Here is a 26,036-nt window from a genome sequence, read left to right as displayed (position 1 = left end):
TTAGTGGTTTAAATTCTTGCTTAGCATGGCGTAGCACCCTAAAATTGTGTGCTGAAATAAATAAATTTTTAAAGTTGAGGTTTTAACTATGTCTTGGGATGACTCAGGTAACGATAAAAAGAAGGAAGACCCATGGAGTGGGCGTAAAAAAGAACAACAAACTCCTCCAGATCTAGACGAGTTAGTACGCTCCTTACAAGAAAAATTTGGTGGCTTGTTTGGTGGGGGCGGTTCAAAAGGAACGTCTAATAAGAAACCTTCAAATGGCCCATCAGGCGCTAACCTTGGTGTGTTGGTTGGAATTGCCGCTTTAATTTGGCTCGCCACAGGGATATATATCGTTGATGAAGGTAACAGAGGCGTTATATTACGTTTCGGTAAATATCATGAAACAACATTACCCGGGCCCCACTGGCGATTCCCTCGCCCAGTCGATAGCGCGATTATTGTTAATGTCGATCAGCAAAGATTTATTGAAATTGGTTACCGTTCTGGTGCTAACCAGCAAGCAGCCAGCGGTGTCCGAAAAGAAGCATTAATGCTGACAGAAGATGAAAATATCATTGATGTTCGCTTAGCAGTGCAATATAGAGTTAAAAATCCACAAGATTATATTTTTAACGTTAGAGCGCCTGAGGTTACGCTAAAACAGTCTGCTGAAAGTGCCTTACGATCTGTTATCGGCAAAAATAAAATGGACTTTGTTTTAACTGAAGGTAGAAGTGAGGTTGTCGCAAAAGTTGAGACAAAGCTGCAAACCATGCTGGATGAATATGAAACCGGTCTGATCATTTTGTCTGTGAACCTTGTCGAAGCACAACCCCCTGAAGAAGTCCAAGGTGCGTTTTCCGATGCTATTCGGGCTCGAGAAGATGAGCAGCGGTTTATCAACGAAGCGCAAGCCTACTCTAATGAAGTCATACCTAAAGCACGTGGTGCGGCATCAAGAATTGTGCAAGAAGCACAAGCCTATGAACAACGTGTAAAATCAGAGGCGAAAGGTGATGCTTCACGTTTTGATCAACTGCTTGTTCAGTACGAAGCAGCTCCAGAAGTGACTCGTAAACGACTTTATTTAGAAACAATGGAAGATGTGTTGGGTAATTCTAAAAAAGTCATCATGGATGTTAAAGGTGGCAATAACTTAATGTATTTGCCTATTGATAAATTGATGGAATCAACCGCTGCTAAAGCATCGGCTGCCCCGAATCGCTTTATTACACCGCCAGAAAAAACCACGCCTGATAACACAGGGCGAGATACAAGTTACAGAGATAGAGGGAGGGGAAGATAATGAAAATGAATCCAATGATGTTGGTTGTTTTAGCAGCGGTTCTTTTTATTGGCTCTGGAAGTATTTTTACGGTCGATCAACGAGAGCGGGTAATCGTTTTTCGCTTGGGTGAAATTGTTCGAACAGACCTAGAGCCAGGGTTACACTTCAAATTTCCGTTTATTAATAACGTTCGAAAATATGATGGTCGTCTTCAAACGCTTGATTCTAAGGCAGAGCGTTTTTTAACCTCTGAAAAGAAAAATGTGATTGTTGATACTTTCGTGAAATGGAGAATCGCCAATGTGGATAATTTCTATCGAGCTGTTGGTGGCGACCCTAGGCAAGTTGATACACGATTAAATCAATTTGTAAAAGAAGGCATGCGAGCAGCGTTTAGTAAGCAAACAATTAAAGAGTTAATTTCGGTAGGTAGAGATACAATCCGTTTAGGGCTTGTTAAAGAAATTAATGAGTTAGCAAATGGTCTAGGCATCGATATTATTGATGTTCAAATTAAACGAATTGATTTGCCAGAGGAAGTTAGCGCGTCTGTATACAAAAGAATGGAGTCAGAGCGTGAGCGTGTGGCACGTGACTTTAGATCAAGAGGTAAAGAGGCAGCTGAGAGAATTAAAGCGGATGCTGATAAACAAGGTGAAATTATCTTAGCGACAGCCTATAGGGAGTCGCAAGAATTACGTGGTAGGGGTGATGCCGAAGCGGCTGAAACTTATGCCGGTGCATATAATAAGAACAAAGAGTTCTTCGCTTTTTACCGTAGTTTAGATGCCTATCGTAAAAGTATGGGGGCAGGAGATGACCTTATTGTGCTTGAACCGACATCTGATTTCTTTAAATATTTTAAGAAACAGTAAGTTTATATAAGCAGTAATTGCTAATGGGGTTTTGTAATGGCGTGGCAAGAACTATTTGCGGCAATGGCATTGGTGTTGGTTTTAGAAGGGATTGTTCCATTTATAAGCCCCGATGCACTACGCAAAACCTATCAGCGGTTAATAGAAATGGATGATAAAACGATTCGCATGTCAGGGCTTTTAAGCATGATTGCGGGTGTTATTTTATTAACGCTGGTGCGATAAGGTTAACAAGTTAATGGCTAAGAAAAATAATTGGATGTTACCAGAAGGTATTGATGCCTTACTCCCGAATGAGGCGGCTCGTTTGGAAACCATGCGGCGCAAATTGTTAGATTTGTTTCGATCTTGGGGGTATCAGTATGTTATTCCACCAATGGTTGAATTTCGCGATACCTTGCTAACAGGAACGGGCAGTGAATTAGCGCTTCAGACGTTTAATTTAACTGACCAGATCAGTGGTAAAGCTTTAGGGGTTAGAGCCGATATGACGCCGCAAGTGGCTCGTATGGCCTCACATCACCTTTATAAAGAGGCACCTACTAGGCTTTGTTACCTCGGCTCAATACTACAGGCGCGAGGTGCTAAGATTGAAAAATCACGTAGCCCAATTCAAGTAGGGGTAGAGCTTTACGGCAGCCAGCACATTGAAAGTGATGTGGAAATTATACGGTTGATGCTCGAAACCTTAGCAATAGCTGGCTTACAAGAAGTTCACTTAGATTTAGGTCACGTGGCCATTTTTAGAGAGCTTGCCAAAAACGCCGGCTTAACGGTTGAGCAAGAAGCTGAGTTATTTGAAGTATTGCAACGAAAAGCGACGGAAGAGCTAGAAGAATTGCTATCAACCTTCCAGTTAGATAAAGCTTGGTATGAGGCTTTTTATCAGTTGTTAAACCTAAATGGTGATATATCTGTTCTTAATGATGCAAAAACTAATTTAGCAATTGGCGGCGCTGATGTTTTACAAGCGATAGACGAGCTTCAACGGACCGCTGAATTACTGCAGAATATTTACCCCGCGTTACCTTTATACTTTGATTTAGGTGAGCTGCGTTGTTATCAATATCAAACAGGTATTGTGTTTGCTGCGTTTGTGCCGGGCTTTGGCTCAGAAGTGGCGCGTGGTGGCCGATACGATAACTTAACAGAACAAATGGACGATTTGCTACCAGCCACTGGGTTTAGTGCAGATGTCAAAGTGTTATCACGCTTAAGTCAGTTAAGCGAAGAACAAACTGACAATGTTATTTTAGCGCCCGATGTAATGGATGCTGATTTGCATGATCTTATTCGTCAATTGCGAGCATCGGGCCGAATTGTTATACAAGCGCTACCCGGTGATACGCAACAACCCGATCATACGTTGACCATCAAACAGATAAACGGTCAATGGCAAGTGAGTGAATAACGCACTTGTATCAATTCATAATCATAGTTTAGATAGAGACATAAAATGGGAAAAAATGTTGTCGTAATTGGCACCCAGTGGGGTGACGAGGGCAAAGGTAAATTGGTTGATTTATTAACTGATGATGTTGCTGCAGTTGTGCGCTTTCAAGGGGGGCATAATGCTGGCCATACCTTAGTGATTGGAAATGAAAAAACAGTATTGCATCTGATTCCATCAGGTATCTTAAGAGAAAATGTTCAGTGTTTAATTGGTAACGGTGTTGTGTTATCGCCCGAAGCTTTATTGACTGAAATGGATATTTTAGAAAAAGCCGGTGTTAAGTTGGATGGACGCTTGAAGATTAGTGAAGCCTGTCCATTAATATTACCTGTGCATATAGGTTTAGATCTAGCGCGCGAAAGAGCACGAGGTAATAAAGCAATTGGCACCACAGGACGTGGAATTGGGCCTGCTTATGAAGATAAGGTTGCAAGACGAGGTTTGCGTGCCGGCGATTTATTAACACCAAAGATTTTTGCGGAAAAGCTGCAAGAACTATTGAAGTACCATAATTTTGTGTTGGAGCATTATTTCAATGCCGAAACGTATGATTTTCAAACAATGTATGACCAAGTAATGGAGCAGGCACAGATCATTAAGCCAATGCTTATTGATGTGGCCGATCAACTGCATAAATACAGTCGCGACAGTCAAAATATTTTATTTGAAGGCGCACAAGGCGCATTATTAGATATTGACCATGGCACCTACCCCTATGTTACTTCGTCTAACACTACTGCTGGTAGTTCGGCCAGTGGCAGTGGAATGGGGCCTTGTGATATGGATTATATTTTAGGCATCACTAAAGCTTATACAACGCGTGTTGGCAGCGGACCGTTTCCGACCGAGTTAAATGATGAAGTGGGGGAGTACTTAGGTAAAAAAGGGCATGAGTTTGGTGCAACAACTGGTCGTGAAAGGCGTTGTGGCTGGTTCGATGCTGTGTCACTTCGACGCTCTGCCCGCTTGAACAGTTTAACGGGTATTTGCTTAACCAAACTGGATGTAATGGATGGACTCAAGGAAGTAAAAATATGCACCGCATATAAGTTAAACGGTGAGATTATTGACGTACCACCCATTGGTGCTGAAAATTATGCACAGTGTGAGCCAATTTTTGAAACAATGCCTGGCTGGCAAGGTCAAACGGAAGGGTGTAAATCGTTAGACGGCTTTCCAAAAGAAGCGCTAGCGTATATTAAACGATTAGAGGAACTCGTAGAGGTGCCTATTGATATTGTTTCCACAGGACCAGAAAGGACAGAGACGATTGTTCTGAATAACCCATTCAGTTAATGCTAAACAATTGATGCCTTAATACATAAAGCCCTTATAAAGTATATTTATAAGGGCTTTTTTTTGCACGACATTAGTGATCTATGGACTATATACATAGCTCAAGCATTAGTTTTACTATTTTTGACTCATAATTGGTCAGTGTTAAACTGATTAAAAGAATAATAATAAAAATAGGGGAAGCGTATGTTTAATATGACAAATTATGATGATGTCAAAGCATCATTCACATTAGAAACGCCGGCACTTTATAACTTTGCTTTTGATGTCATTGATAAAAGAGCGCAAGAAGCCGATAAATTGGCGTATATCGAAGTCGATAGTACGGGCGAGAATATTCGATATTATCAATTTAGCGATCTTTCTAAACGATCTAATCAATTTGCAAATGGCTTGCTAAGCTTAGGTGCTAAAAAAGGCGACTTGGCTTTTGTTATGATTCCCCGAGTTGGTGAATGGTACTCAGTAATGCTGGGCTGTTGCAAATTAGGTGTGGTAACGATGCCAGGTACTAATTTGTTAACCTCGCAAGATATTGAATATCGTATCAATCGCTCAAAGGCCAGTATGGCAATTGTGAGTGCCAATAACGCAGATAAGGTTGAGGCGATTAAAAAGAACTGCCCTAGTCTTAAGACGCTGATTGTTATTGGAGAACCAAAAGAAGGTTGGTGTACATTTGAATCACTTACTCAACCTGCAAGCACTCATTTAGATAGGTCGCAATTAGCACCGAGCAAAGCATCAGATTTAATGATGATTTACTTTACCTCTGGTACGACAGGAATGCCAAAAATGGTGCCCGAGATAACGCCTATGCACACGCCCATACGATTACGGGTAAATATTGGATGGATCAGCAAGAAAATGATATCCATTGGACGTTGTCTGACACGGGTTGGGCTAAAGCAGCCTGGGGAATGTTGTATTCACCATGGCAAATGGGGTCTGCAATGGTGTTGTTTGATGGTGTGGGTTTTGATGCCGAATTACACTTGAAATTAATTGAAAAGTTAGGAGTAACAACATTCTGCGCGCCGCCAACCGTTTACCGAGTATTTGCTCAAATGGACTTATCAAGCTATAACTTAAGTTCAGTTCGTCATGCGTTAGGAGTAGGTGAGCCGTTAAACCCGGAAGTGATTAAAGTTTGGTATAACGCCACGGGTGGAAAAATTTACGATGGCTATGGTCAAACCGAAACCATTAATATTGTTGCCAACTACCCATGCATGCCTGTTAAACCAGGCTCTATGGGTAAGCCGGTACCGGGTGTTAATGTGCAAGTTGTTGATGAAAAAGGTGATATTTGTGCGGTAGATTGCATTGGCAGTATAGCCATTGAACTAACAGAGCCGCTTCAGCCGGGTATGTTTGAGGGCTATTGGCAAGATGATGAAGCAACGGCAATGTGTTTCAAAAACGGTTGGTACTATACGGGAGATAATGGTAGCGTCGATAAAGACGGGTATTTTTGGTTTGTTGGGCGCTCAGATGACATGATTAATTCATCGGGATACAGAATTAGCCCATTTGAAGTAGAAAGTTCTTTATTAGAACACCCTGCCGTTCTTGAGTCAGCGGTCATTGGAAAGCTAGATGAAGCACGTGGCGAAGTAGTTAAAGCGTTTATTATTTTAGCCAGTAACTATCAACCTAGTGATGAGCTGAGACGAGACATTCAAGCCTTCATGAAAAAACAGACAGCACCTTATAAATACCCACGAGAAATTGAATTTGTTGAGTCATTACCAAAAACAATTTCAGGAAAAATAAGGCGTATTGAACTAAGGCAAAACAGTTAGGAGTTATAGCATGTCAGTAGCACAAGAGACGGTCGTTGACCCCAGTAAACTTGTAAAATATAAAGCTAATAACCACGTGCGTTTTATTACCGCAGCCAGTTTGTTTGACGGTCATGATGAGGCGATTAATATTATGCGCCGTATTCTTCAATCAACGGGGGCTGAAGTTATTCACTTAGGGCATAATCGTTCGGTACAAGAAGTGGTTAATGCAGCTATTCAGGAGGATGTGCATGGTATTGCAATAAGCTCTTATCAAGGCGGACATGTTGAATATTTTAAATACATGATTGACCTGTTAAAAGAAAAGGGGGCATCGCATATCAAGGTCTTTGGAGGCGGCGGTGGGGTTATCGTGCCAGAAGAAATTGAACAGTTGCATGCCTATGGTGTGTCTCATATATTTAGTCCAGCCGATGGGCAATCATTACAGCTACAAGGGATTATCAATGAGATGATCGAAACATCGGACTATGACCTTGCACAGGTAGGTATACCTGATGATTTTGATGATTTGAATGAACACGGGTATCGAAAATTATCACGTCTTATTACAGGCTTCGATGAAAATACGGTTTCAAAACAATCTACTGATGCAATCAATGTGCGCGCTAAGGCGTTTTCAAAAACCCCTGTGTTGGGTATTACGGGAACCGGTGGTGCTGGTAAGTCGTCCTTAACAGATGAGCTTATTAGACGTTTTAATATTGAGCTTGAGCATTTAAAAATTGCGGTTATTGCCATTGACCCTACCAAACGTAAAACGGGTGGTGCCCTATTAGGCGACCGTATTCGTATGAATGCGATTAATCACCCGAATATTTATTTTCGATCGATCGCAACGCGCAACACGAAAGGCGAAGTTCCTGAAGCATTACCAAACATTATAGATGCCTGCAAAGTTGCAAATTTTGATTTAATTATTGTAGAAACCCCAGGCATTGGGCAGGGTGATGCGGGTATTGTTCCGTTTGTTAATGTATCGATGTATGTGATGACGCCTGAGTTTGGGGCAGCCAGTCAGTTAGAAAAAATTGATATGTTGGATTTTGCTGATGTGGTGGTAATTAATAAATTTGATCGCAAAGGCAGTGACGATGCTTTTCGCGATGTTAGAAAGCAGTATCAACGTAATTACGAACTCTTTACAACCCCGATCGAAGAACTGCCAATTTATGGCACCATCGCATCAAAATTTAATGATGATGGGGTAACGGCGTTGTATCAGGGCTTATTAAAAATCTTCGAGAGCAAAGAGCTTAACACCTGGGAAGGTGCCTTTTTTGCTCAAGTAGCCATCAAACGCTCAACAACAAGTAGCGCGATTATTGCTGTTGAACGGCAACGTTATTTAGCTGAAATTGCCGAAACAGTGCGTGATTACCATAAAAAAATCGAACAGCAAGTCACCGTTGCACGAGAACGTCAGCAATTGAAACAAGTGCAACGTATGTTGGGTGAGCCTGCAAGCGACGAAGCCTTCAATAGACAAATTTTGAAGCGTGAAAATGCGCTCGATCCACGCTGTAAAAGGTTACTTGATGTTTGGGAAGATACAAAAAAAGCCTATAAAGAAGACACCTATGTGAACACTATTCGGGATAAAAAAGTGACAACGAATATAGCAACATACTCTTTGTCAGGCACCCGTATTCCAAAAGTCTCAATACCCGCTTATGAAGACGATGGCGAACGATTACGCTTTTTATTAAAAGAAAATTTACCGGGAAGCTTTCCGTATACCGCCGGTGTGTTTAGTTTTAAGCGCGAAGGTGAAGACCCAGCCCGTATGTTTGCGGGTGAGGGCGACCCCTTCAGAACCAATCGACGTTTTAAATTATTGTCTGAAAGTTCAGAGGCAACACGGCTATCAACAGCCTTTGATTCGGTAACACTGTATGGCAATGACCCAGGTGTGAGGCCCGATATATATGGGAAAGTTGGCAATTCAGGCGTTTCTATTGCTACTTTAGACGATATGAAAGTTTTGTTTGATGGTTTTGACTTATGCGCACCAACAACATCCGTTTCGCTAACGATTAACGGCCCAGCGCCAACCTTATTGTCGTTCTTTTTAAATACCGCTATTGATCAACAGTGCGATAAATTTGAAGAGGAAAAAGGACGCTGCCCCTCAGAGGACGAACGCAATGAGATTAAAGATTGGGCTTTATCGAATGTACGAGGTACCGTTCAGGCAGATATTCTTAAAGAGGATCAAGGTCAAAACACGTGTATTTTTTCGACAGAATTTAGCCTGAAAATGATGGGTGACATCCAACAATATTTTATCGATAAACAAGTCCGTAATTTCTACTCAGTCTCGATCTCGGGTTACCACATTGCTGAAGCGGGCGCGAACCCTATTTCCCAGTTGGCCTTTACCTTGTCAAATGGCTTTACTTATGTAGAAACCTATTTGTCACGAGGTATGCATATTGATGATTTTGCCGCTAATTTGTCATTCTTTTTTTCTAATGGTATGGACCCGGAATATACCGTTATGGGCCGAGTAGCGCGGCGAATTTGGGCCGTTGCAATGCGTTTTAAATACGGGGCAAATGATCGCTCACAAAAATTAAAATACCATATCCAAACATCGGGCCGTTCATTACATGCTCAAGAGATGGATTTTAATGATATTCGGACTACTTTGCAGGCATTGATTGCCATTAATGACAACTGCAATAGCCTTCATACCAACGCATATGATGAAGCGGTGACAACACCAACCGAAGAGTCTGTCCGCCGTGCGATGGCAATTCAACTTATTATCAATAAAGAGTACGGCCTTGCAAAAAATGAAAATGCCTTGCAGGGGGCTTTTATTATCGAAGAGCTGACTGATTTAGTCGAAGAAGCAGTGCTACGCGAATTTGAACGCATTTCTGAACGTGGTGGTGTGCTCGGTGCAATGGAGACGGGGTATCAACGTGGGAAAATTCAAGATGAATCAATGAATTATGAAATGTTGAAACATACAGGTGAGCTGCCAATTATTGGGGTAAACACGTTTAAAAATCCAACGGCTGATGAGTCCGTAACGTCTATCGAATTGGCGCGCTCCACGGAAGAAGAAAAACAAAGTCAATTGCATCGATTAAAGGCTACCCACGAAGCAAACGAAGATAAGGCCGTAGAAGCACTGCATGATTTACAACAGGCGGTGCAAAATAATGAGAACGTTTTTGAGGTGTTAATGGAGGCAGGTCGCTATTGCTCATTGGGCCAAATTACAGAGGCGTTTTTTGAGGTCGGCGGACAGTACCGCCGGAATATGTAGGCGGTAGTAATCTAAAAATAAGCTTGATAAAACTAAAGCTAAGACCTAGTTGTTAAGGCTTTTATTGATCTGGCATGCCAATTGCTCTGTTGTAAACATATTTAAAGCAATATGGAGATGGCAATGGACGTACCAGCTATATTAAGTCCACAGATGGGTAGCGCCTCGAAGGGTGCTGCTGATTCGGTTATAAGTGATTCCAGTCGCTCAAACGATGACGGGTTTTCAAAACATTTTGAAAAAAATATAGACCGTCTTAATAGGCAGACTCATGAACCAGCATCATCGGATAAACATGCTGAAAACACTGGTAACACGGCGGTTGTTGTTAATAAGACTAATGCGCCGGAAGCTGCTTCATCCTCCAAGATTGTAACGGCTGATGAAACTCAATCAGAACAAACGGCAACGGTTACCGAGGTGCTATCTAACGCTTCAGGGCAACTGCATGAAGACGTCATTATCGTAGAAAATACAGCTGAGATACCCACAGAGGTAGGCGTAATATTAGTTGAGCCTAAGCTTGAAGCAGGGGAAGCTATGGCTGCGATTAGCGGCAATGAATTGCCACCAGCGGCAGCTTTGGGCGGCCCATTAAACAGCGATATATTGGCTAATGCTAATGTGCGCGACAAAGATATAGTGTTTGACCCACTAACGGCCGGACGGTTGCCGGACCAGAGGGGTAGATTGAATGGGAAAGGTGGCGAAGTGAATTTTTTGAATTCGTCGGCTACGCTGCCATCCTTAAATAAGCCTCAATCTACAAGTCTGCCTGATGCACTTGTAGGTGATTTAAAAAACACAGTGTCTGATACGGTAAACTCCATGTTTACTCAGCAAACGGCAGGCAGTAAAGCTTTACCAGCAACAGAAGGCTTGTTATTAAATGTAGGGGCACCGGTTGCTGGGCAAACACAACATGCCGTAATTGATAAGGCAAATTTGCAGCTTGATACGCCAATGAACAGTCAGAAGTGGGGGGAGCACTTCACCCAGCGAGTACAGTGGGTAGTGGGCCAATCCATGTCGGGCGCACAGATTAGGTTGAACCCTCAGCATATGGGGCCTATTGAGGTCAGAGTCCAAATGCAAAATGATCAAGCAATGGTGTCATTTACTGCACAACATGGTGCAACAAGAGAAGCCATTGAGGCGGCTCTTCCCCGCTTACGCGATATGTTGAATGAGCAAAACGTCAACGTGGTGGATATTGATGTATCGCAACATTCATTTAGTGATCAACGTGAACAAGCTTCCAATAGCCAAGAAGGTGGAATGGCTCAATCAGATGAGTTTAATCGGGACACCGGTGAATCAATGTTTGATTCACAAGATGCTGAACAAGTACGACGATACACTGGTTTATTTAGTGACTTTGCCTGACGTTTAAATAGACAGTTAGTTAGGATGTTTTAAAAGCCTAAGTTGTTCTAAGAACACTTAGGCTTTTTTACGTTTAGGGTGGTTAAATTTTGACAAACACCAAAAATACTACGTTGCTTAATGACTTGATTTTGACGTCCGAGTATTAATTTATTGCAAGTCATTGAAAAATATCGATTTAATATATGGCACAGCAATTGCTAATACTGTTTTTATGTAATAACTTTTGGACGTAAATATTATGGCAGACGAAGAGCAAGAGCAAGAAACAGCAGTTGAAAATGCGGCGGGTTCTAAAAAGAAGTTAATCATGATCGCGGGCGGTGTTGTGTTGGCCATTATACTGCTAGGCGCTGGCTTGTATTTCACAGGTTTTTTTGAAGCAGAAAAAGATCCGGTTGTGGGTGAGTCAACAGAAGCTATTGAAGAAAAAGCAGATGAACAGAATGCTGATGAGGCTGAAGCGGTAGCCGTTTATCAAGCATTGACGCCGCCGTTTATGGTTAATTTTTCAGACGGCAATATAAAGGTCTTAAAACTGGCTATCAGTATTATGGTCGATGATGAAGGCGTTATTGATGCGGTAAAAAAACATGACCCTGTGATTCGAAACAATATTCTAATGATGCTGTCTGCTCAAGATCCTGAAGTACTTAAAACATCAAAAGGAAAAGAACAGCTGCAATCAGATGTTAAAGAAGAAATTAATAAAATTTTAGTTAAGAGAAGTGTCTCTTCTAACGTAAAAGAAGTTTTTTTTACAGACTTGGTCATGCAGTAAATGTCTGATTCGGATTTATTATCGCAAGATGAAATTGATGCCTTATTGCAAGGTGTCGATGGTGGCGATGTTGAAACAGAAACAGGCGTTGATGCGCCAAACGGTGAGGCGAGCAATTATGACTTTAATAGCCAAGATAGAATCGTGCGTGGGCGAATGCCAACACTTGAAATGGTTAATGAGCGCTTTGCACGTTATTTCCGCATTAGCCTGTTTAACTTCTTAAGGCGCTCAACAGAGGTGTCTGTATCAGGCATTCAAATGTTGAAGTTTTCAGAATACGTTCAAAGCCTGTTTGTACCAACTAACTTAAATATTATAAAAATAAAGGCCTTACGTGGGTCAGCCTTGTTTGTTTTTGACCCAAGCTTGGTCTTTATGATTGTGGATAGTTATTTTGGCGGTTCTGGAAAATTTCATAATACGAGCGAAGCACGCGAATTTACAGCAACAGAAATACGCGTAGTTCGAATTGTTTTGGACATTGTTTTTGAAGACTTGATGAAAGCATGGGAGCCGGTTTTAAAACTTGAGTTTGAGTATGTTAATTCTGAGGTAAACCCCCAATTTGCCAATATCGTTAGCCCGACAGAGGTGATGGTGGTATCGACTATTCATCTTGAGCTTGAAGGGGGTGGCGGAGATATTCAATTTAGTTTGCCATACAGCATGTTAGAACCGATTCGTGAACTGTTAGATGCCGGTATTCAAAGTGACCGTGGTGATATTGATGTACGTTGGAAGTCTGCATTAAGGAACGACATTAAAACAGCAGATGTGGATATTAACTGTGTATTACTAAAGAAAGAAGTTTCACTTAAAGAGGTTTTATCCTTTAAGGAAGGCGATATTTTACCGATTACCTTACCAGAGCAGGTCATTGTTGAGTCTGGAGAAATGCCATTGTTTAGAGGCAAGCTTGGTGAAAGTAATGGACACTTTGCGGTGAAACTTCAAGAGAAGATGGAACGTGAAGAAGTGAAGATTTTGGTCAATGATGAGGAATAAAGAAAATGAGTGATGAAGATAATACTAATGACACTTCTGACCTAGGTGGGACAGCAAATGAGCCATCAGATAACAATGCTGATTGGGGCGATGAGAGTACTAATGAACATGATGATGCACAAGCGGCAGCGTTCGCACCTGTCTCTGATACCAGCGCGCCTAGCAGCATGGACAGCGAAATAAACCTGGATGTTATTTTAGATGTGCCAGTGACTGTTTCAATGGAAGTGGGTAATACAAAGATCAGTATTCGTAACTTACTTCAGCTAAACCAAGGCTCGGTGATTGAGTTAGACCGCCTAGCTGGTGAACCGATGGATGTGCTGGTGAATAAAACGCTTATCGCGCGTGGTGAGGTAGTGGTTGTGAATGATAAGTTTGGCCTGCGTTTAACGGATATTATCAGCCCCGCCGAGCGAGTAAAGAAGCTGAAGTAATGAACTACTTACGGGCTTTATCATTGATGTTCACTTCAACAGCTGCTTTCTCATCGGTGCCAACTGCTATTGGTTCGAATAGCGTAGATCCGTTGTCTACAGCGAATCTAACGCAGTGGACGATAGGTTTGTTCTTTGTTTTATTGCTGATTCTTATCGTTGCTTGGGCGGCAAAGCGTTTTACAGGGCTAGCCTCTAGTCATAAAGGTCATTTGAAAGTACTGTCTGGTGTGTCGTTGGGGCATCGAGAAAAAGCAGTCTTGATACAGGCGGGTAATCAACACCTGCTACTTGGCGTTGCACCGGGTAGGGTGGTGACTTTGCATACCTTTGAGGCCGGTGAAATATCTGAAAGCCTTAGTCAGGAAGAAGCAGTACCGACAGCTTTTCAAGATAGTTTAAAAAAAGTAATGAACAAAAAGGGCGCAGAATGAAAAGGCCACTATTGTTTATTATTTTTTTCTCTCTTGTTCCCATGACGAGTTTTGCGGCGAATGGCATTGAGGCCATTACTATCGCTGGAGACGGTAAAAGTTATTCGGTCACGCTGCAAATATTAGCAGTTATGACATTGCTGACAGTTTTACCAAGCTTGTTAGTAATGATGACCTCGTTTACACGAATCATTATTGTTTTTTCCATTCTTCGACAAGCGATGGGCACACCACAAACACCTAGCAATCAAATTTTGTTGGGGCTGGCTTTATTTTTAACTTTTTTCATTATGTCGCCAGTGTTAGAAAAGGCGAATGAAGAGGCTCTGCAACCTTATTTAAACGATCAGATAGCGGCAGATATTGCTATTACAAAAGCAATAGAGCCGTTTCGTGGCTTTATGTTGCTCCAGACCAGAAGTGATGATTTGGAAATGTTTGCCAGAATTTCTGGAGCGGAGCCTATCACAGATGAGTCAGATGTGCCGTTATCGCTGTTATTACCGGCGTTTGTGACCAGTGAGCTGAAAACAGCGTTTCAAATTGGGTTTATGATCTTTGTTCCTTTTCTTATCATCGATATGGTCGTGGCCAGTGTCTTGATGTCGATGGGTATGATGATGTTATCTCCATTGATTATTTCCTTGCCATTTAAGCTGATGTTATTTGTTTTAGTAGATGGCTGGTCGCTGATTATGGAGACTTTAGCCGCGAGCTTCTTTACTTAGGAGGTAGAACTAATGACACCTGATAGCGTGATGAATTTAGGCGAGCAAGCCTTGCAAGTAACGGTCCTTTTATCGGCACCTATTTTATTATCGGCCTTAGCCATAGGTTTTATTGTTGCGATGTTTCAGGCAGCAACACAAATTAATGAGCAGACATTAAGTTTTGTTCCTAAGTTATTGATCACCGTTGTTGTTTTATCTATTGCCGGGCCATGGATGTTGCGCTTAATTATTAATTTTACGCGCCAAACATATCTAAGTATTCCTGATTTAATCGGTTAAGCGGATACTCTAAGCGTGGTCTATAGTGAACAACAAATCATGGCTTGGGCATCGAGTTTTTTTTGGCCCTTGCTTCGCATAAGTGCCATGTTTATTGCAATCCCTGTGTTTAGTGGGCGTTTTGTTGATAACAAAATTCTTGTTGGCGCAGCATTGATGGTGACATTTTTTACGCTTCCTCTTTTACCTGAACACCGAGCGATTGATGTGTTGAGTCATGAAGGCATTATGACGGGGTTGCAACAATTATTGATTGGCCTGTCAATGGGGTTTGTTTTGCAGTTGGTATTCAGTGCTATTATTTTTGCAGGACAGGGAATTGCTTACAGTATGGGCCTAGGTTTTGCCTCGATGATGGACCCAACTACCGGCGTCAGCGTACCGGTGGTTAGTCAATTTTATTTGGTACTGGCTACTCTTTTGTTTTTAACACTTGGGGGGCACTTGGTGTTAATTGAAATGTTGATCGATAGTTTTAATACCCTACCGATTGGTGCTATCGGCATGGAGCGTTCGGACATTTGGTCCATTATTGCCTGGTCAAGCAGAATTTTTTCAGCTGGGCTATTAATGGCATTACCAGCCATTGTGTCGTTATTAATGGTCAATATTGCCTTCGGTGTTGTTACAAGAGCAGCGCCACAACTTAATATTTTTGCGGTTGGTTTTCCCATTACACTCATTTTAGGAACATTATTAATGTGGGTTACCCTTCCGTCAGTACTTGGAAATTTTACCAATTTGCTGGCAGAAAGTTATGGTGTGATTGGCGACTTTTTACGGATAAGGCGTTGATATGGCGACTGATAACGACCAAGAAAAAACCGAAGAACCCACCGCCAAACGTGAGGAAGACGCCCGAAAAAAGGGTGATATTGCACGCTCTAAAGAACTGAATACGGTCGTTGTTTTAATGGTGGGCTCGGTGATGATTTGGATGACCGGTGAGCGCATCATGAAAGGCATGTGGCGCGTGATGGAAGAGGCTTTTACGATAGAAAGAAGCACTTTGTTTGACCCTTTAGCATCAATTAACAGCCTTCAGTTCGCTATGCAGGAGGCACTAATGTTCGTGGCCCCTTTTTTAGCGGCGATGGTGGTTGCTGCGTTAGCGGCTCCTATTGCGATGGGGGGCTGGTCATTTAGTGCTGAAGCCTTTGCTCCTAAGGCAAGCAAAATGAATCCGCTTGAAGGCTTTAAGCGAATGTTCGCGATGCGCAGTCTAATAGAGCTGGTTAAATCTTTACTTAAGTTTGGCTTAATATTAGGCATTATGGCTTTGTTAGTGGATATCTACTTGCGCGAGTTTATCTATCTTAGTCAATTACCGTTAGAAAATGCCTTGCTTCGAGCCAGCGATGTGATGACCTTATCTTTTGTCATTTTATGCTCGTCTTTATTATTGGTCGTGGCGATTGATGTGCCGTTTAGTTTATGGGAATACAAGAAAAAGCTAAAAATGACGCTTCAAGAAGTGAAAGATGAAATGAAGCAGACCGAAGGGCGGCCCGAAGTAAAAGGTAAAATACGTCAATTGCAACAAGAAATGTCACAAGGAAGAATGCTAGAAGCGGTACCACAGGCTGATGTTATTGTGACCAACCCCACGCATTTTGCAGTAGCACTTAAATACGAGGAAGGTGGAAGCGATGCCCCCATCGTTGTTGCTAAAGGTGCGGATTTAATAGCCGCGAAAATAAGGAATATTGCGGTTGGTAATGGGGTTACGCTGGTTTCAGCGCCACCTTTAGCTAGGGCTTTATTCTTTACGACGGAAATTGATCAAGAAGTCCCTAAAGGGCTTTACCTAGCGGTAGCTCAAGTCTTGGCATATGTTTATCAATTACGAATTGCAACACAAAAGCGCTGGAAGAAACCAGTCGCGCCAAGTGATATTTCTATTCCAGATGAATACAAAAAATATACAAACAACACCGATTAGCGTTTAACAAGGTAGCAATAGACGATGAATTTTAACGACATTTCAAAAATTTTATTAGATTTCGCGCGAAATGGTTTAGGTGCACCCATTTTGATTATGGTCATCTTGGCGATGTTGGTGCTGCCATTGCCGCCTTTTTTATTGGATATGCTGTTTACCTTTAATATTGCGTTGTCGTTGATTGTTTTATTGGTAGTGGTTTATGCATTACGGCCACTGGATTTTGCTGTTTTTCCAAGCTTCTTATTGGTAGCTACGTTATTACGGCTTAGTTTAAACGTTGCATCAACGCGGGTGGTTTTACTTGAGGGGCATAATGGTGGTGATGCTGCCGGTAAAGTGATCGAAGCATTTGGTGCGTTTGTTATTGGTGGTAACTACGCGGTTGGTTTAGTAGTTTTTAGCATCTTGATTATCATTAACTTTGTGGTAGTTACAAAGGGTGCCGGCCGTGTCTCAGAAGTGAGCGCTCGGTTTACTTTGGATGCAATGCCGGGTAAACAAATGGCTATTGATGCAGACTTAAATGCGGGGCTGTTAACCCAAGATGAAGCACGTGACAGACGAGCAGAGATTAGTCAGGAAGCTGATTTTTATGGTTCGATGGACGGGGCTAGTAAATTTGTTCGTGGTGATGCTATTGCAGGCATTTTGATTCTACTAATTAATATTGTTGGCGGCCTTGGTGTGGGTGTGTTGCAACACGACTTGGCTTTTTCTCAAGCAATGGAATATTACACATTGCTAACAATTGGTGATGGTCTTGTGGCGCAGATCCCCGGCTTATTACTCTCTACCGCAACAGCCATTATCGTGACGCGAGTGAATAGTAATCAAGATATGGGTGAGCAGGTGTCACTGCAAGTACTTAGTAACCCGAAAGCATTGGCTATTGCTGGTGCGATTATTGGCGTATTAGGGTTGATTCCAGGAATGCCCAACTTAGTGTTTATGTCATTGGCCGGTGCCTTAGGTTATGTTGCTTATTTAGTGCATAAAAAACAGCAACAGGCAGAATTAACGCCTGTTGAGCTTGATTCGCCTGTACAAGCATTGCCAGATGAACCAAAAGAACTGTCTTGGGATGATGTGGCCCCAGTCGATATGATTGGCCTAGAGGTGGGCTATCGGTTGATTCCCTTAGTTGACAAAACGCAAGGTGGTGAGCTGATGTCAAGAATTAAAGGGGTACGGAAAAAGCTCTCGCAAGAATTAGGCTTTTTAATTCCATCTGTGCATATTCGTGACAACCTAGACTTGGCACCGAATGTGTATCGCCTAACATTGATGGGCGTTAATATTGGCGAGGTTGAAATTCACCCTGATAGGGAATTGGCGATTAATCCAGGCCAAGTATTTGGTGATATTCAAGGCATTGCTACAAAAGACCCCGCGTTTGGTCTAGACGCGGTTTGGGTTGACTCATCGCAAAAGGACCAAGCACAAACAATGGGCTATACCGTTGTTGACCCTGGGACTGTTGTGGCAACACATTTAAGTCAGATTATTCAAACACATGCGCATGAGTTATTAGGCCATGAGGAAGTTCAGCAAATGCTCGATACGCTGAAAAAGTCAGCGCCAAAACTGGTTGAAGACTTAGTACCAGAAACCATTTCATTAGGTACAGTTGTTAAAGTGCTGCAAAATTTATTACAGGAAAATATTCCGGTTCGAGATATGCGAACAATTGCCGAGACACTGATTGAACATGGGCGTAGCAGTCAAGATGCTGGCGCATTAACAGCGGCCGTTAGAATTGCCCTTGGCCGCTCAATAGTCCAGAAAATCAGTGGCTTAGACAGTGAACTGTCAGTGATTACTTTAGATCCAGATTTGGAACGCTATTGCAACAAAGCTTACAAGCGTCAGAAGATGGTAGCGCAGGATTGGAACCAGGGTTAGCAGAAAGAATGATAAATGCATTGCAAGAAAGTACTCAAAAACTAGAAATGGAAGGGAAAAGTGCCGTTCTTCTAGTCTCTGGCTTTTTGCGCCCTTGGTTAGCTCATTTTGTTCGCCACTCAATATCAACATTAAATGTTTTGTCGTATAACGAAATCCCTGAGGATAGACAAGTTCGTGTTGTTGGGAGTGTTGGGCAAAATGGATAATAGACTTTACGAGGTTATATTCGATGAAAATTAAACGTTTTTTTGCTCCTGATATGCGTGAAGCACTTAAGCTGGTCAAAGAGCAGCTGGGTGCGGATGCGGTTATCCTATCAAATAATAGAGTAGACGGTGGCGTCGAAATTGTGGCGGCTAAGGATTATGATGAGCAAGCCATTCAAGCAGCGGCCGATAAGAAAGAAACGTTGCTAGATGCTAGGTTGGATGAGGAGCTAAAAGATGACAGGGTGTCAATAGACTGGAATGAGCCGCCTAAGCAGGCGTTTAGAGAGGACTATACGCCGGGCCACAAAAAACCGGCGCTGAAACAACGGTTAGCTAAACCAAAACCAGCAAAAAACAAACCGGCAGGGGTCGAGCCAACATGGGTTGAAGACCCAGCTATTAAGGCAGTTAAACATGAATTAGACATGATGCGGCATGAGTTTAGAACCGTATTAAACGAATTGTCTTGGTCAGACCGGACGCAACAAAACCCAGTACGAATTGATGTTATTAGACGATTGTTGGATACCGGGTTTTCAAAAAAACTAAGTGTTAAGTTGGCCGAAACGGTTGTTACAGAAACAGAGCTTGAAGAGGCGTGGCTTAATTGCTTAACACTAGCTGCCGATTCACTACCTATCATGGAGAACAAAATACTTGATGACGGTGGTTTGGTCGCTTTAGTGGGCCCTACAGGTGTGGGTAAAACCACCACTATCGCAAAAATTGCTGCACGTTTTAGAATGCGTCACGGGCCTGATTCATTAGCATTAATCACAACAGATAATTTCCGTATTGGGGCTCATGAGCAATTGAGTAATTTTGCTAGAATTTTAGGTGTGCCTATGCGTGTTGCTTCTACCGAAGAGGATTTCCAAGATGCATTAACGGATTTCGTCGATAAACGGTTGGTATTGATCGATACAGCTGGGATGAGTCAACGAGATATTCGGATGACAGAACAGTTCAAATTATTGCAAGACGATAAGTTTGAGATAGATAATTATTTGGTCATTTCGGCGACTACCGAATCTAGGGCTATGCGCGAAGTGATTAAAACGTTTGCAGATGCAGAGCCAAAAGGCTGCATTCTTAGTAAATTGGATGAAACAGATTGCCCTGGCAGTGCACTATCTGCCATTATTGAACAACAAATACCCTTGGGTTTTGTAACAGATGGGCAACGAGTACCTGAAGATCTCCATTACCCATCTGCCAGCGAGCTTATGGCAACGTTTATTGAACCCAGTGAATTATTAGCAGATGAAGAAGATATTGGTTTATCTGTGTTATTAGATGGGTCTTCGCGACATGCGAATGTTTAAAGAAGGCTTGAATCAAGCATCAGGAATGAAACAGATGACAAATAAAAAACCTGTGAGAGTGATTGCAGTAGCCAGTGGTAAAGGTGGGGTGGGTAAAACAAATTTATCTGTAAACCTGGGAATCGCTTTTTGTAAATTAGGCCGAAAAGTTGCGCTGCTTGATGCAGATATGGGGTTAGCCAATGTTGATATTTTGCTGGGGCTGCACCCGGAATTTAATTTAACCCATGTGTTAAGTGGGGAAAAAACGTTAGACGAAATTGTTGTTGAAGGCCCTCAGGGCTTAAAAGTCATTCCAGCCTCATCAGGTGTTCAGCATATGGCAGAAATGGGCACGCTGGAACAAGCTGGGATTATTAATGCGTTCAGCGAATTTCAAGAAGAAATTGATTTATTATTGGTTGATACCGCAGCGGGCATTCATGGCGGTGTGATTAATTTTGCAAGGGCTTGTCAAGAGGTGTTGATTGTTGTTTGTGATGAACCAACGTCATTAACCGATGCGTATGCGTTGATTAAGTTGTTAAACCGTGATCATGGCTTGTCTCGCTTCCATATTATTACCAATATGGTGGAGTCGCTTCAACATGGGAAAATGCTGTACCAAAAGCTCTGTAAAGTCACGGATCAATATCTTGATGTAGCGCTGTATTTTACAGGTGCTGTTCCATTTGATCCAAGTCTCCGTAAGTCAGTTCAAAAACAACAAGCAGTACTTGAGTCTGCGCCAAATAGTCACGCCGCCGTGGCGATTAAAAACCTAGCAAATAAAATCGATCGATGGCCTGTACAACGGGGTGCGGCAGGTTATCTAGAGTTTTTTGTAGAACGGCTTATTCAGGCGAGTTAAATAGGAGAGTTGACGGAGTGAACGGCATTGCGATGTATACCAACCTTCAAGCAAAAACTGCTGGGGAACTGGTTGCTACGCATGCGCCTTTAGTTAAACGCATTGCTTATCACTTATTAGCGAAACTACCGGATACTGTTTTAGTAGAAGACCTTATTCAAGCAGGTATGATAGGTTTATTAGAAGCCTCTAATAACTATAAAGATAACTATGGGGCTAGTTTTGCAACGTATGCTGGAATTCGCATACGAGGCGCCATGTTGGATGATGTTAGGCGCACCGATTGGACGCCTAGGTCGGTGCATAGAAAAGCGCGTCAAATTACTGAAGCGATGCGACGTATTGAACAGCAAACTGGGCGAGATGCGCGTGACACAGAAATAGCCGCGCTGCTAGATATCACAATAGAGGAATATCATAAAATATTGCAAGATAGTACATGTTGTCGGTTATTCAGTACCGATGAGATGGAGGGAGAAAGCGACCAAGTCTCTACAGAAAATATTTTAGAAAACATCAATGAAGAAGACTTTAGAGTGGCACTAGCAGGGGCCATTTCTAGCTTGCCGGAAAGAGAGCAAATGGTCGTATCATTGTATTATGATAATGAACTAAATTTAAAAGAAATAGGCAGTGTATTAGGGGTAAGTGAATCACGAGCGTGTCAAATTAATAATCAAGCAATGCTTCGCTTGAAATCACGTTTGGTAAATTATGCGCCCTCATAAGCATCAGGTATTAAGCCTAATAATTAAGACAAGGGAGCTGTATTGATGATTTTTCATTCGATGTTATTCGCCCTAAACCAGGAGAGTGTAATTTGGATATTTTGACCATTTTGGGCGTAATTATTGGCTTTGGTGCTATTTTAGGTGGCAATTTTATGGATGGTGGCCACCTGTCTGCGTTGATTAATGGCCCGGCAGCCTTGATTGTGCTGGGTGGAACCATTGGCGCAGTTTTGCTGCAATCACCCGCAAAAATATTTTTTGGTTCACTTAAGTTATTAAGCTGGGTGCTCTTTCCTCCTGAGCTTAAGCTAAAACAGTCAATCACTAAAATTATTGAATGGAGCGAAATTGCAAGACGCGAAGGGTTACTCGGTCTTGAAGCGGTTGTTGATGATGAAGAAGATGAGTTCGCTAAAAAAGGAATGCAATTATTGGTCGATGGAGCTGAACCAGAAGTAATACGCGATATATTAATGCTTGAATTAGAAGCGCTAGAAGAAAGGCAGTTGCTGAGTGCAAAAGTGTTTGAGTCGATGGGTAGTTATGCACCAACAATCGGCATTATTGGTGCTGTTATGGGTCTTATTCATGTTATGCAAAACTTGTCCGACCCAAGTAAATTAGGAGCTGGTATTGCAACCGCATTTGTTGCAACCATCTATGGTGTAGGCTTAGCTAACTTATTATTTATTCCTATGGCCTCCAAATTAAAAGTTCAAATTCAAGCATACTCGCAATCTCGAGAAATGATGATAGAGGGGATTGCGGCGATAGCCGAAGGTGAAAATCCACGGAATGTTGAGATAAAGCTTCAAGGGTATTTATAGTCAATGGCAAGACGCAAAAAAAAGCTTGAAGAGGTTGAAAACCATGAGAGATGGATGGTTTCTTATGCGGACTTCATTACCCTTTTATTTGCCTTTTTTGTGGTGATGTATTCGGTCTCGTCGGTGAATGAAGGGAAATATAGAGTGTTATCAAGCACTTTAGATGGCGCTTTTAAAGGTCAGCCTAGAACCATGAATCCAATAGAAATTGGCGATGTGCTGCAAAATAAAGCGCTGATTGAAAGGCTGATGGAGCTGGAAGGAGGGGGCGATAAAATGATTCCTGAGCTATTTTCTGAGGCCAAACCACAACAAACAGCTAAAATTGTTGATAGTGACATTGACAGTGATCAAACAATAAGTGAAGCGAAAGTCTTAGGCCAGTTAGCCGACAATTTGGAGTCTGGTTTGTCCCCACTAATAGATAGTGACCTTGTGTCGGTTAAAAAAAATGACCTTTGGGTCGAAATTGAATTGAACAGCAAAATGTTATTTGGAAGTGGTAATGCGAGCTTGTCTGATGAAGCGTTAAGAGTCTTATGGCAGGTCGCCAAGCCAATTAGAAAATTAAATAATACGGTGCAAGTAGAAGGATACACGGATAATATTCCGATAAATTCATTTGAATACCCTTCTAATTGGGAATTATCTGCCGCACGCTCAGCCAGTGTTGTTCATTTATTGACTAAATATGGGATCGATCCGCAACGTTTGGCGGCGGTTGGTTATGGCGAACACCATCCAGTTGAGGATAACCGAACCCCAGAAGGGCGTGAAAGGAATAGACGAGTGGTTATTGTGGTTCAATCGAATGCTATTTCACGTTTTGCAGAAAAAAGAAAATCAGCGCAGGCGGTTATTGAAGAGCCTATGGTTGTTGAGAAGAAAGCGGTCGAATTGCAAGAAGCGATTGAGTTGCCAATGGGTAATGTGAGTGAACCAAATGAATCGACAGCTGAAAAAATAGAGAAGCTTGAGAAAGCCAAAAATAGTCGGTTTAATAAATTTTTGAATTAATATATGGGTTAGTAAAGATGGCCGGTATAAATAAAATAACACCAAGTAGAGCTGTTCGTCCTGTTAAGCCGAACAATAAAAATAAACCAGACGCTCAAACAAATAAAAAAATTGAAAAGCAACGACCAAAAGATACTGAGGATGACTCAGTGCCTAAACATATAGACGAAAGGGTTTGATGGAATTTTATATACCTATAGTTGTTACCGCGCTGCTGTTGGCGGTGGTGATGCTGTTTTTTCTAACCTATAAACAATGGTGTAGAACTAAAGCACTGGAGTCTACAGTTAGCCACCTTGGTAAGAAACTTAACACGGTTCAACATGATATTTCAGCCCTTTGTGCGAGTGGTTTAGGTGTTGATGAGCGCGTGGGTGGGGCAGAGCGGCGTGTTCGTAGTTTAATGGGCCGTATAGAAGAATTAGAAGAAAGCGATACGTTTGAGCACTTACAAGAGTTCCAAGGTGCGATAGAGTTGGCGCAAAAAGGGGCTAGCGCTGATGAAATTGTTGAAAAGTGCCACCTAACAGTTGATGAAGCCAGTTTACTGATTCGCTTACATAAGGCTTAGTCTGCTTGCCCTGTATAGTTGTCTGGTACTTTACCGGATAGTAAATAAGCAAAGGCAATGACTTCTGCAACGGCTATATAAAGTGCTTCGGGAATTTCATCTCCGAGAGGAATACTACTGAGTATTTTGACTAATTCTGGGTTGTGATCAAAGGGGATGTCATTAGCAATAGCAAGGTCAATAATGTCCTGTGCAAGATCACCCCTACCTTTTGCGGTTATAGTAGGTGCATGTTGGCCGTCGTATTTTAAAGCAATGGCAATATCAGCAGGGTTTACTATGTCAGTCATTAGGCCTTCTCACTTAAAATAGATTCGCTAGGTTTGTTGTTTTGCATTATCGGGCCTGGCCCTTCTTGTAACTGAATACTATCGGTCTTTAAGTTGGCGCGGTTAAGTTGTTCTTTGAAGGTATTTAAGTGACGATCAATTAGCTGCCGTGTTTCGAGTTGTTCTGCCCAAAAATGACTGCTGATTTGATGGTTTTGAAGTGTGAGTTTGTTTTTAATGAGGCCTAATTTTGGAGGGTTCATTTCAAGCGAAACGACCCATTGAGGGTTCGTCTCATTCGTTTTTTTACGAGAGGGGTCTTCTTGTTCAATTTTTAGAAAAACAGACTCCGTAGCTTGTTGGTTTAGAAACGGAATTTCAATTTGCCATGTTTGGCGACCGGTACTGTTATCGATATTGCTGCTTGCCAGTTGGTTTAGCGTTATTTTAGAAAGCGCACCTTCTGTTTTATTGAGTAAGGCCTTTATTTGTTGGTCGAATAATTGCGCTGCGCTTGCCTGTTGTGTCATAACGGTAGGTTTTACTGAGGACGATGGTGCCGCTTCTTGCGTTAGTCTTTGTGGCTGCGCTTTTTGTTGGCTTGCTGTGGAGTTTGGCCAGGCATTCAATAATTGTATGAGTTTAATAAGGTTTGCCTTTATATCAACGCGAGAGAGCTCAGTAGATTGTTGGTTTAATGCTTTAGTGGCTAAATGTTCGAGTGGAAGCTGATGTCTGGTTGTTGCGTTATCAGAATGGTTTTTTAAAGCGGCTTTATTGTCCAACAGCATTTTTTGTAAGGTTGGTTCTAAAAACACACCTGAGTGCTGGACTGCGTCTTTTAGTCCCGCAGCTGTTGTTATATTTTTTTGCTTGGGCAAGGTGTGAATAATATTATTGGCTAAACGCCGAAGCTGAAGTAATTGCAGCGCCAGTTCTTTTGACTGAGTCAGCGCTGATTGAACTGTTTGCTTATTAATCCCAGCAAGCACTTCGCCGAGTGGCTGATGGAAATCACTGACGGGAGTTTGTTTTGGAAGTAAGTGTCGTAAGCTTAACGGTATTTGTTGATTGGCTTGTGGTGGCTGTTTAACGTTTAGGATCAGTTCAGTAGGCGTTCTGTCGACTATCACGTTAATCGTTTGACCAACAGTGACGGGAATATTTGTTTTTACCGCTATCAGTTGATTACCCAAACGGATAATAACGTCATGCTTATTGGCTAATTGATCGACTATTTTTACTTGTAAGGGTTGACCGGTTTGGAGCTTGTCTATAATTAAAGCTGTCTCCCTAGTTGCTGTTGTTACGTGGGTTGGGAGGCTAGGTATTTCCAATGAAGC

25 protein-coding genes and 1 pseudogene are annotated in these 26,036 nt (G+C 42.1%); 24 read left to right on the top strand and 2 right to left on the bottom strand.

All coding sequences use genetic code 11. The features are described 5' to 3' along the window. The first annotated feature begins 88 nt into the window (after positions 1-88). From hflK to Q91_RS07745, 24 genes and pseudogenes are all read left to right on the top strand, one after another. Entirely contained in the window at positions 89-1,294 is a 1,206-nt protein-coding gene (gene hflK / locus Q91_RS07855) for an FtsH protease activity modulator HflK (protein ID WP_015006356.1), read from the top strand. After that, entirely contained in the window at positions 1,294-2,151 is an 858-nt protein-coding gene (gene hflC / locus Q91_RS07850; RefSeq protein WP_015006355.1) for a protease modulator HflC, read from the top strand. Before hflK ends, hflC begins: the two co-directional genes overlap by 1 nt. Positions 2,152-2,187: 36 nt before the next feature. Then, positions 2,188-2,376, top strand: coding sequence for a DUF2065 domain-containing protein (locus Q91_RS07845; RefSeq protein ID WP_015006354.1), 189 nt, complete (start codon positions 2,188-2,190; stop codon positions 2,374-2,376). A gap of 13 nt (positions 2,377-2,389) precedes the next feature. Then, on the top strand, positions 2,390-3,562 hold the full coding sequence (locus tag Q91_RS07840) for an ATP phosphoribosyltransferase regulatory subunit (RefSeq protein WP_015006353.1): 1,173 nt from the start codon (positions 2,390-2,392) through the stop codon (positions 3,560-3,562). Between the two features lie 45 nt (positions 3,563-3,607). Beyond that, positions 3,608-4,900, top strand: coding sequence for an adenylosuccinate synthase (locus Q91_RS07835; protein ID WP_015006352.1), 1,293 nt, complete (start codon positions 3,608-3,610; stop codon positions 4,898-4,900). 186 nt (positions 4,901-5,086) lie between these two features. Then, entirely contained in the window at positions 5,087-5,899 is an 813-nt protein-coding gene (locus tag Q91_RS11805) for an AMP-binding protein (RefSeq protein ID WP_255347041.1), read from the top strand. Beyond that, positions 5,785-6,705, top strand: a complete 921-nt coding sequence (locus Q91_RS11800) for an AMP-binding protein (RefSeq protein ID WP_255347072.1) — start codon at positions 5,785-5,787, stop codon at positions 6,703-6,705. The genes Q91_RS11805 and Q91_RS11800 overlap by 115 nt, the downstream gene beginning before the upstream one ends. Positions 6,706-6,715: 10 nt before the next feature. After that, positions 6,716-9,988, top strand: a complete 3,273-nt coding sequence (gene icmF, locus Q91_RS07825; RefSeq protein WP_015006351.1) for a fused isobutyryl-CoA mutase/GTPase IcmF — start codon at positions 6,716-6,718, stop codon at positions 9,986-9,988. Positions 9,989-10,111: 123 nt separating this feature from the next. After that, on the top strand, positions 10,112-11,374 hold the full coding sequence (locus Q91_RS07820; RefSeq protein ID WP_015006350.1) for a flagellar hook-length control protein FliK: 1,263 nt from the start codon (positions 10,112-10,114) through the stop codon (positions 11,372-11,374). Positions 11,375-11,615: 241 nt separating this feature from the next. Then, positions 11,616-12,155 (top strand): flagellar basal body-associated protein FliL, encoded by a 540-nt coding sequence (fliL, locus tag Q91_RS07815; RefSeq protein WP_015006349.1) that lies wholly within the window; start codon positions 11,616-11,618, stop codon positions 12,153-12,155. Next, positions 12,156-13,163: a flagellar motor switch protein FliM gene (gene fliM / locus Q91_RS07810; protein ID WP_015006348.1), complete on the top strand. Its 1,008-nt coding sequence runs from the start codon at positions 12,156-12,158 to the stop codon at positions 13,161-13,163. Between the two features lie 5 nt (positions 13,164-13,168). After that, positions 13,169-13,600: a flagellar motor switch protein FliN gene (gene fliN / locus Q91_RS07805; protein ID WP_015006347.1), complete on the top strand. Its 432-nt coding sequence runs from the start codon at positions 13,169-13,171 to the stop codon at positions 13,598-13,600. Continuing rightward, on the top strand, positions 13,600-14,034 hold the full coding sequence (gene fliO, locus Q91_RS07800; RefSeq protein WP_015006346.1) for a flagellar biosynthetic protein FliO: 435 nt from the start codon (positions 13,600-13,602) through the stop codon (positions 14,032-14,034). The genes fliN and fliO overlap by 1 nt, the downstream gene beginning before the upstream one ends. Next, the gene (gene fliP / locus Q91_RS07795; RefSeq protein ID WP_015006345.1) at positions 14,031-14,762 is read left to right on the top strand and encodes a flagellar type III secretion system pore protein FliP; all 732 of its coding nucleotides are present in this window, start codon (positions 14,031-14,033) and stop codon (positions 14,760-14,762) included. Before fliO ends, fliP begins: the two co-directional genes overlap by 4 nt. Before the next feature lie 12 nt (positions 14,763-14,774). Next, the gene (gene fliQ, locus Q91_RS07790) at positions 14,775-15,044 is read left to right on the top strand and encodes a flagellar biosynthesis protein FliQ (RefSeq protein ID WP_015006344.1); all 270 of its coding nucleotides are present in this window, start codon (positions 14,775-14,777) and stop codon (positions 15,042-15,044) included. Between the two features lie 87 nt (positions 15,045-15,131). After that, on the top strand, positions 15,132-15,839 hold the full coding sequence (fliR, locus tag Q91_RS07785) for a flagellar biosynthetic protein FliR (protein WP_198003973.1): 708 nt from the start codon (positions 15,132-15,134) through the stop codon (positions 15,837-15,839). 1 nt (position 15,840) lies between these two features. Beyond that, a complete protein-coding gene (flhB, locus tag Q91_RS07780) occupies positions 15,841-16,986 on the top strand; it encodes a flagellar biosynthesis protein FlhB (protein WP_015006342.1) in 1,146 nt (381 codons plus the stop codon). A 24-nt stretch (positions 16,987-17,010) separates the two neighbouring features. Continuing rightward, positions 17,011-19,100: pseudogene (flhA, locus tag Q91_RS07775) on the top strand (flagellar biosynthesis protein FlhA). Positions 19,101-19,123: 23 nt separating this feature from the next. Beyond that, positions 19,124-20,428: a flagellar biosynthesis protein FlhF gene (gene flhF / locus Q91_RS07770; protein WP_015006340.1), complete on the top strand. Its 1,305-nt coding sequence runs from the start codon at positions 19,124-19,126 to the stop codon at positions 20,426-20,428. Beyond that, on the top strand, positions 20,421-21,278 hold the full coding sequence (locus Q91_RS07765) for a MinD/ParA family protein (protein WP_015006339.1): 858 nt from the start codon (positions 20,421-20,423) through the stop codon (positions 21,276-21,278). Before flhF ends, Q91_RS07765 begins: the two co-directional genes overlap by 8 nt. A gap of 32 nt (positions 21,279-21,310) precedes the next feature. Further along, the gene (locus Q91_RS07760; protein WP_198003986.1) at positions 21,311-22,006 is read left to right on the top strand and encodes an RNA polymerase sigma factor FliA; all 696 of its coding nucleotides are present in this window, start codon (positions 21,311-21,313) and stop codon (positions 22,004-22,006) included. Positions 22,007-22,098: 92 nt separating this feature from the next. Further along, positions 22,099-22,836, top strand: a complete 738-nt coding sequence (locus Q91_RS07755) for a flagellar motor protein (protein ID WP_015006337.1) — start codon at positions 22,099-22,101, stop codon at positions 22,834-22,836. 3 nt (positions 22,837-22,839) lie between these two features. Next, on the top strand, positions 22,840-23,853 hold the full coding sequence (gene motD, locus Q91_RS07750; protein ID WP_015006336.1) for a flagellar motor protein MotD: 1,014 nt from the start codon (positions 22,840-22,842) through the stop codon (positions 23,851-23,853). A gap of 178 nt (positions 23,854-24,031) precedes the next feature. Beyond that, a complete protein-coding gene (locus tag Q91_RS07745) occupies positions 24,032-24,424 on the top strand; it encodes a DUF2802 domain-containing protein (protein ID WP_015006334.1) in 393 nt (130 codons plus the stop codon). Here Q91_RS07745 and Q91_RS07740 read toward each other — a convergent pair. Further along, entirely contained in the window at positions 24,421-24,714 is a 294-nt protein-coding gene (locus Q91_RS07740) for an EscU/YscU/HrcU family type III secretion system export apparatus switch protein (RefSeq protein WP_015006333.1), read from the bottom strand. The genes Q91_RS07745 and Q91_RS07740 overlap by 4 nt on opposite strands. Then, positions 24,714-26,030, bottom strand: coding sequence for a flagellar hook-length control protein FliK (locus Q91_RS07735; RefSeq protein WP_015006332.1), 1,317 nt, complete (start codon positions 26,028-26,030; stop codon positions 24,714-24,716). The genes Q91_RS07740 and Q91_RS07735 overlap by 1 nt, the downstream gene beginning before the upstream one ends. Positions 26,031-26,036 lie beyond the last annotated feature (6 nt).

This window comes from Cycloclasticus sp. P1 (assembly GCF_000299965.1).
Taxonomy (GTDB): Bacteria; Pseudomonadota; Gammaproteobacteria; order Methylococcales; family Cycloclasticaceae; genus Cycloclasticus; species Cycloclasticus pugetii.
The sequence above is the reverse complement of the archived record's forward strand: the minus strand, read 5'-3'. Positions and strand labels throughout refer to the sequence as shown.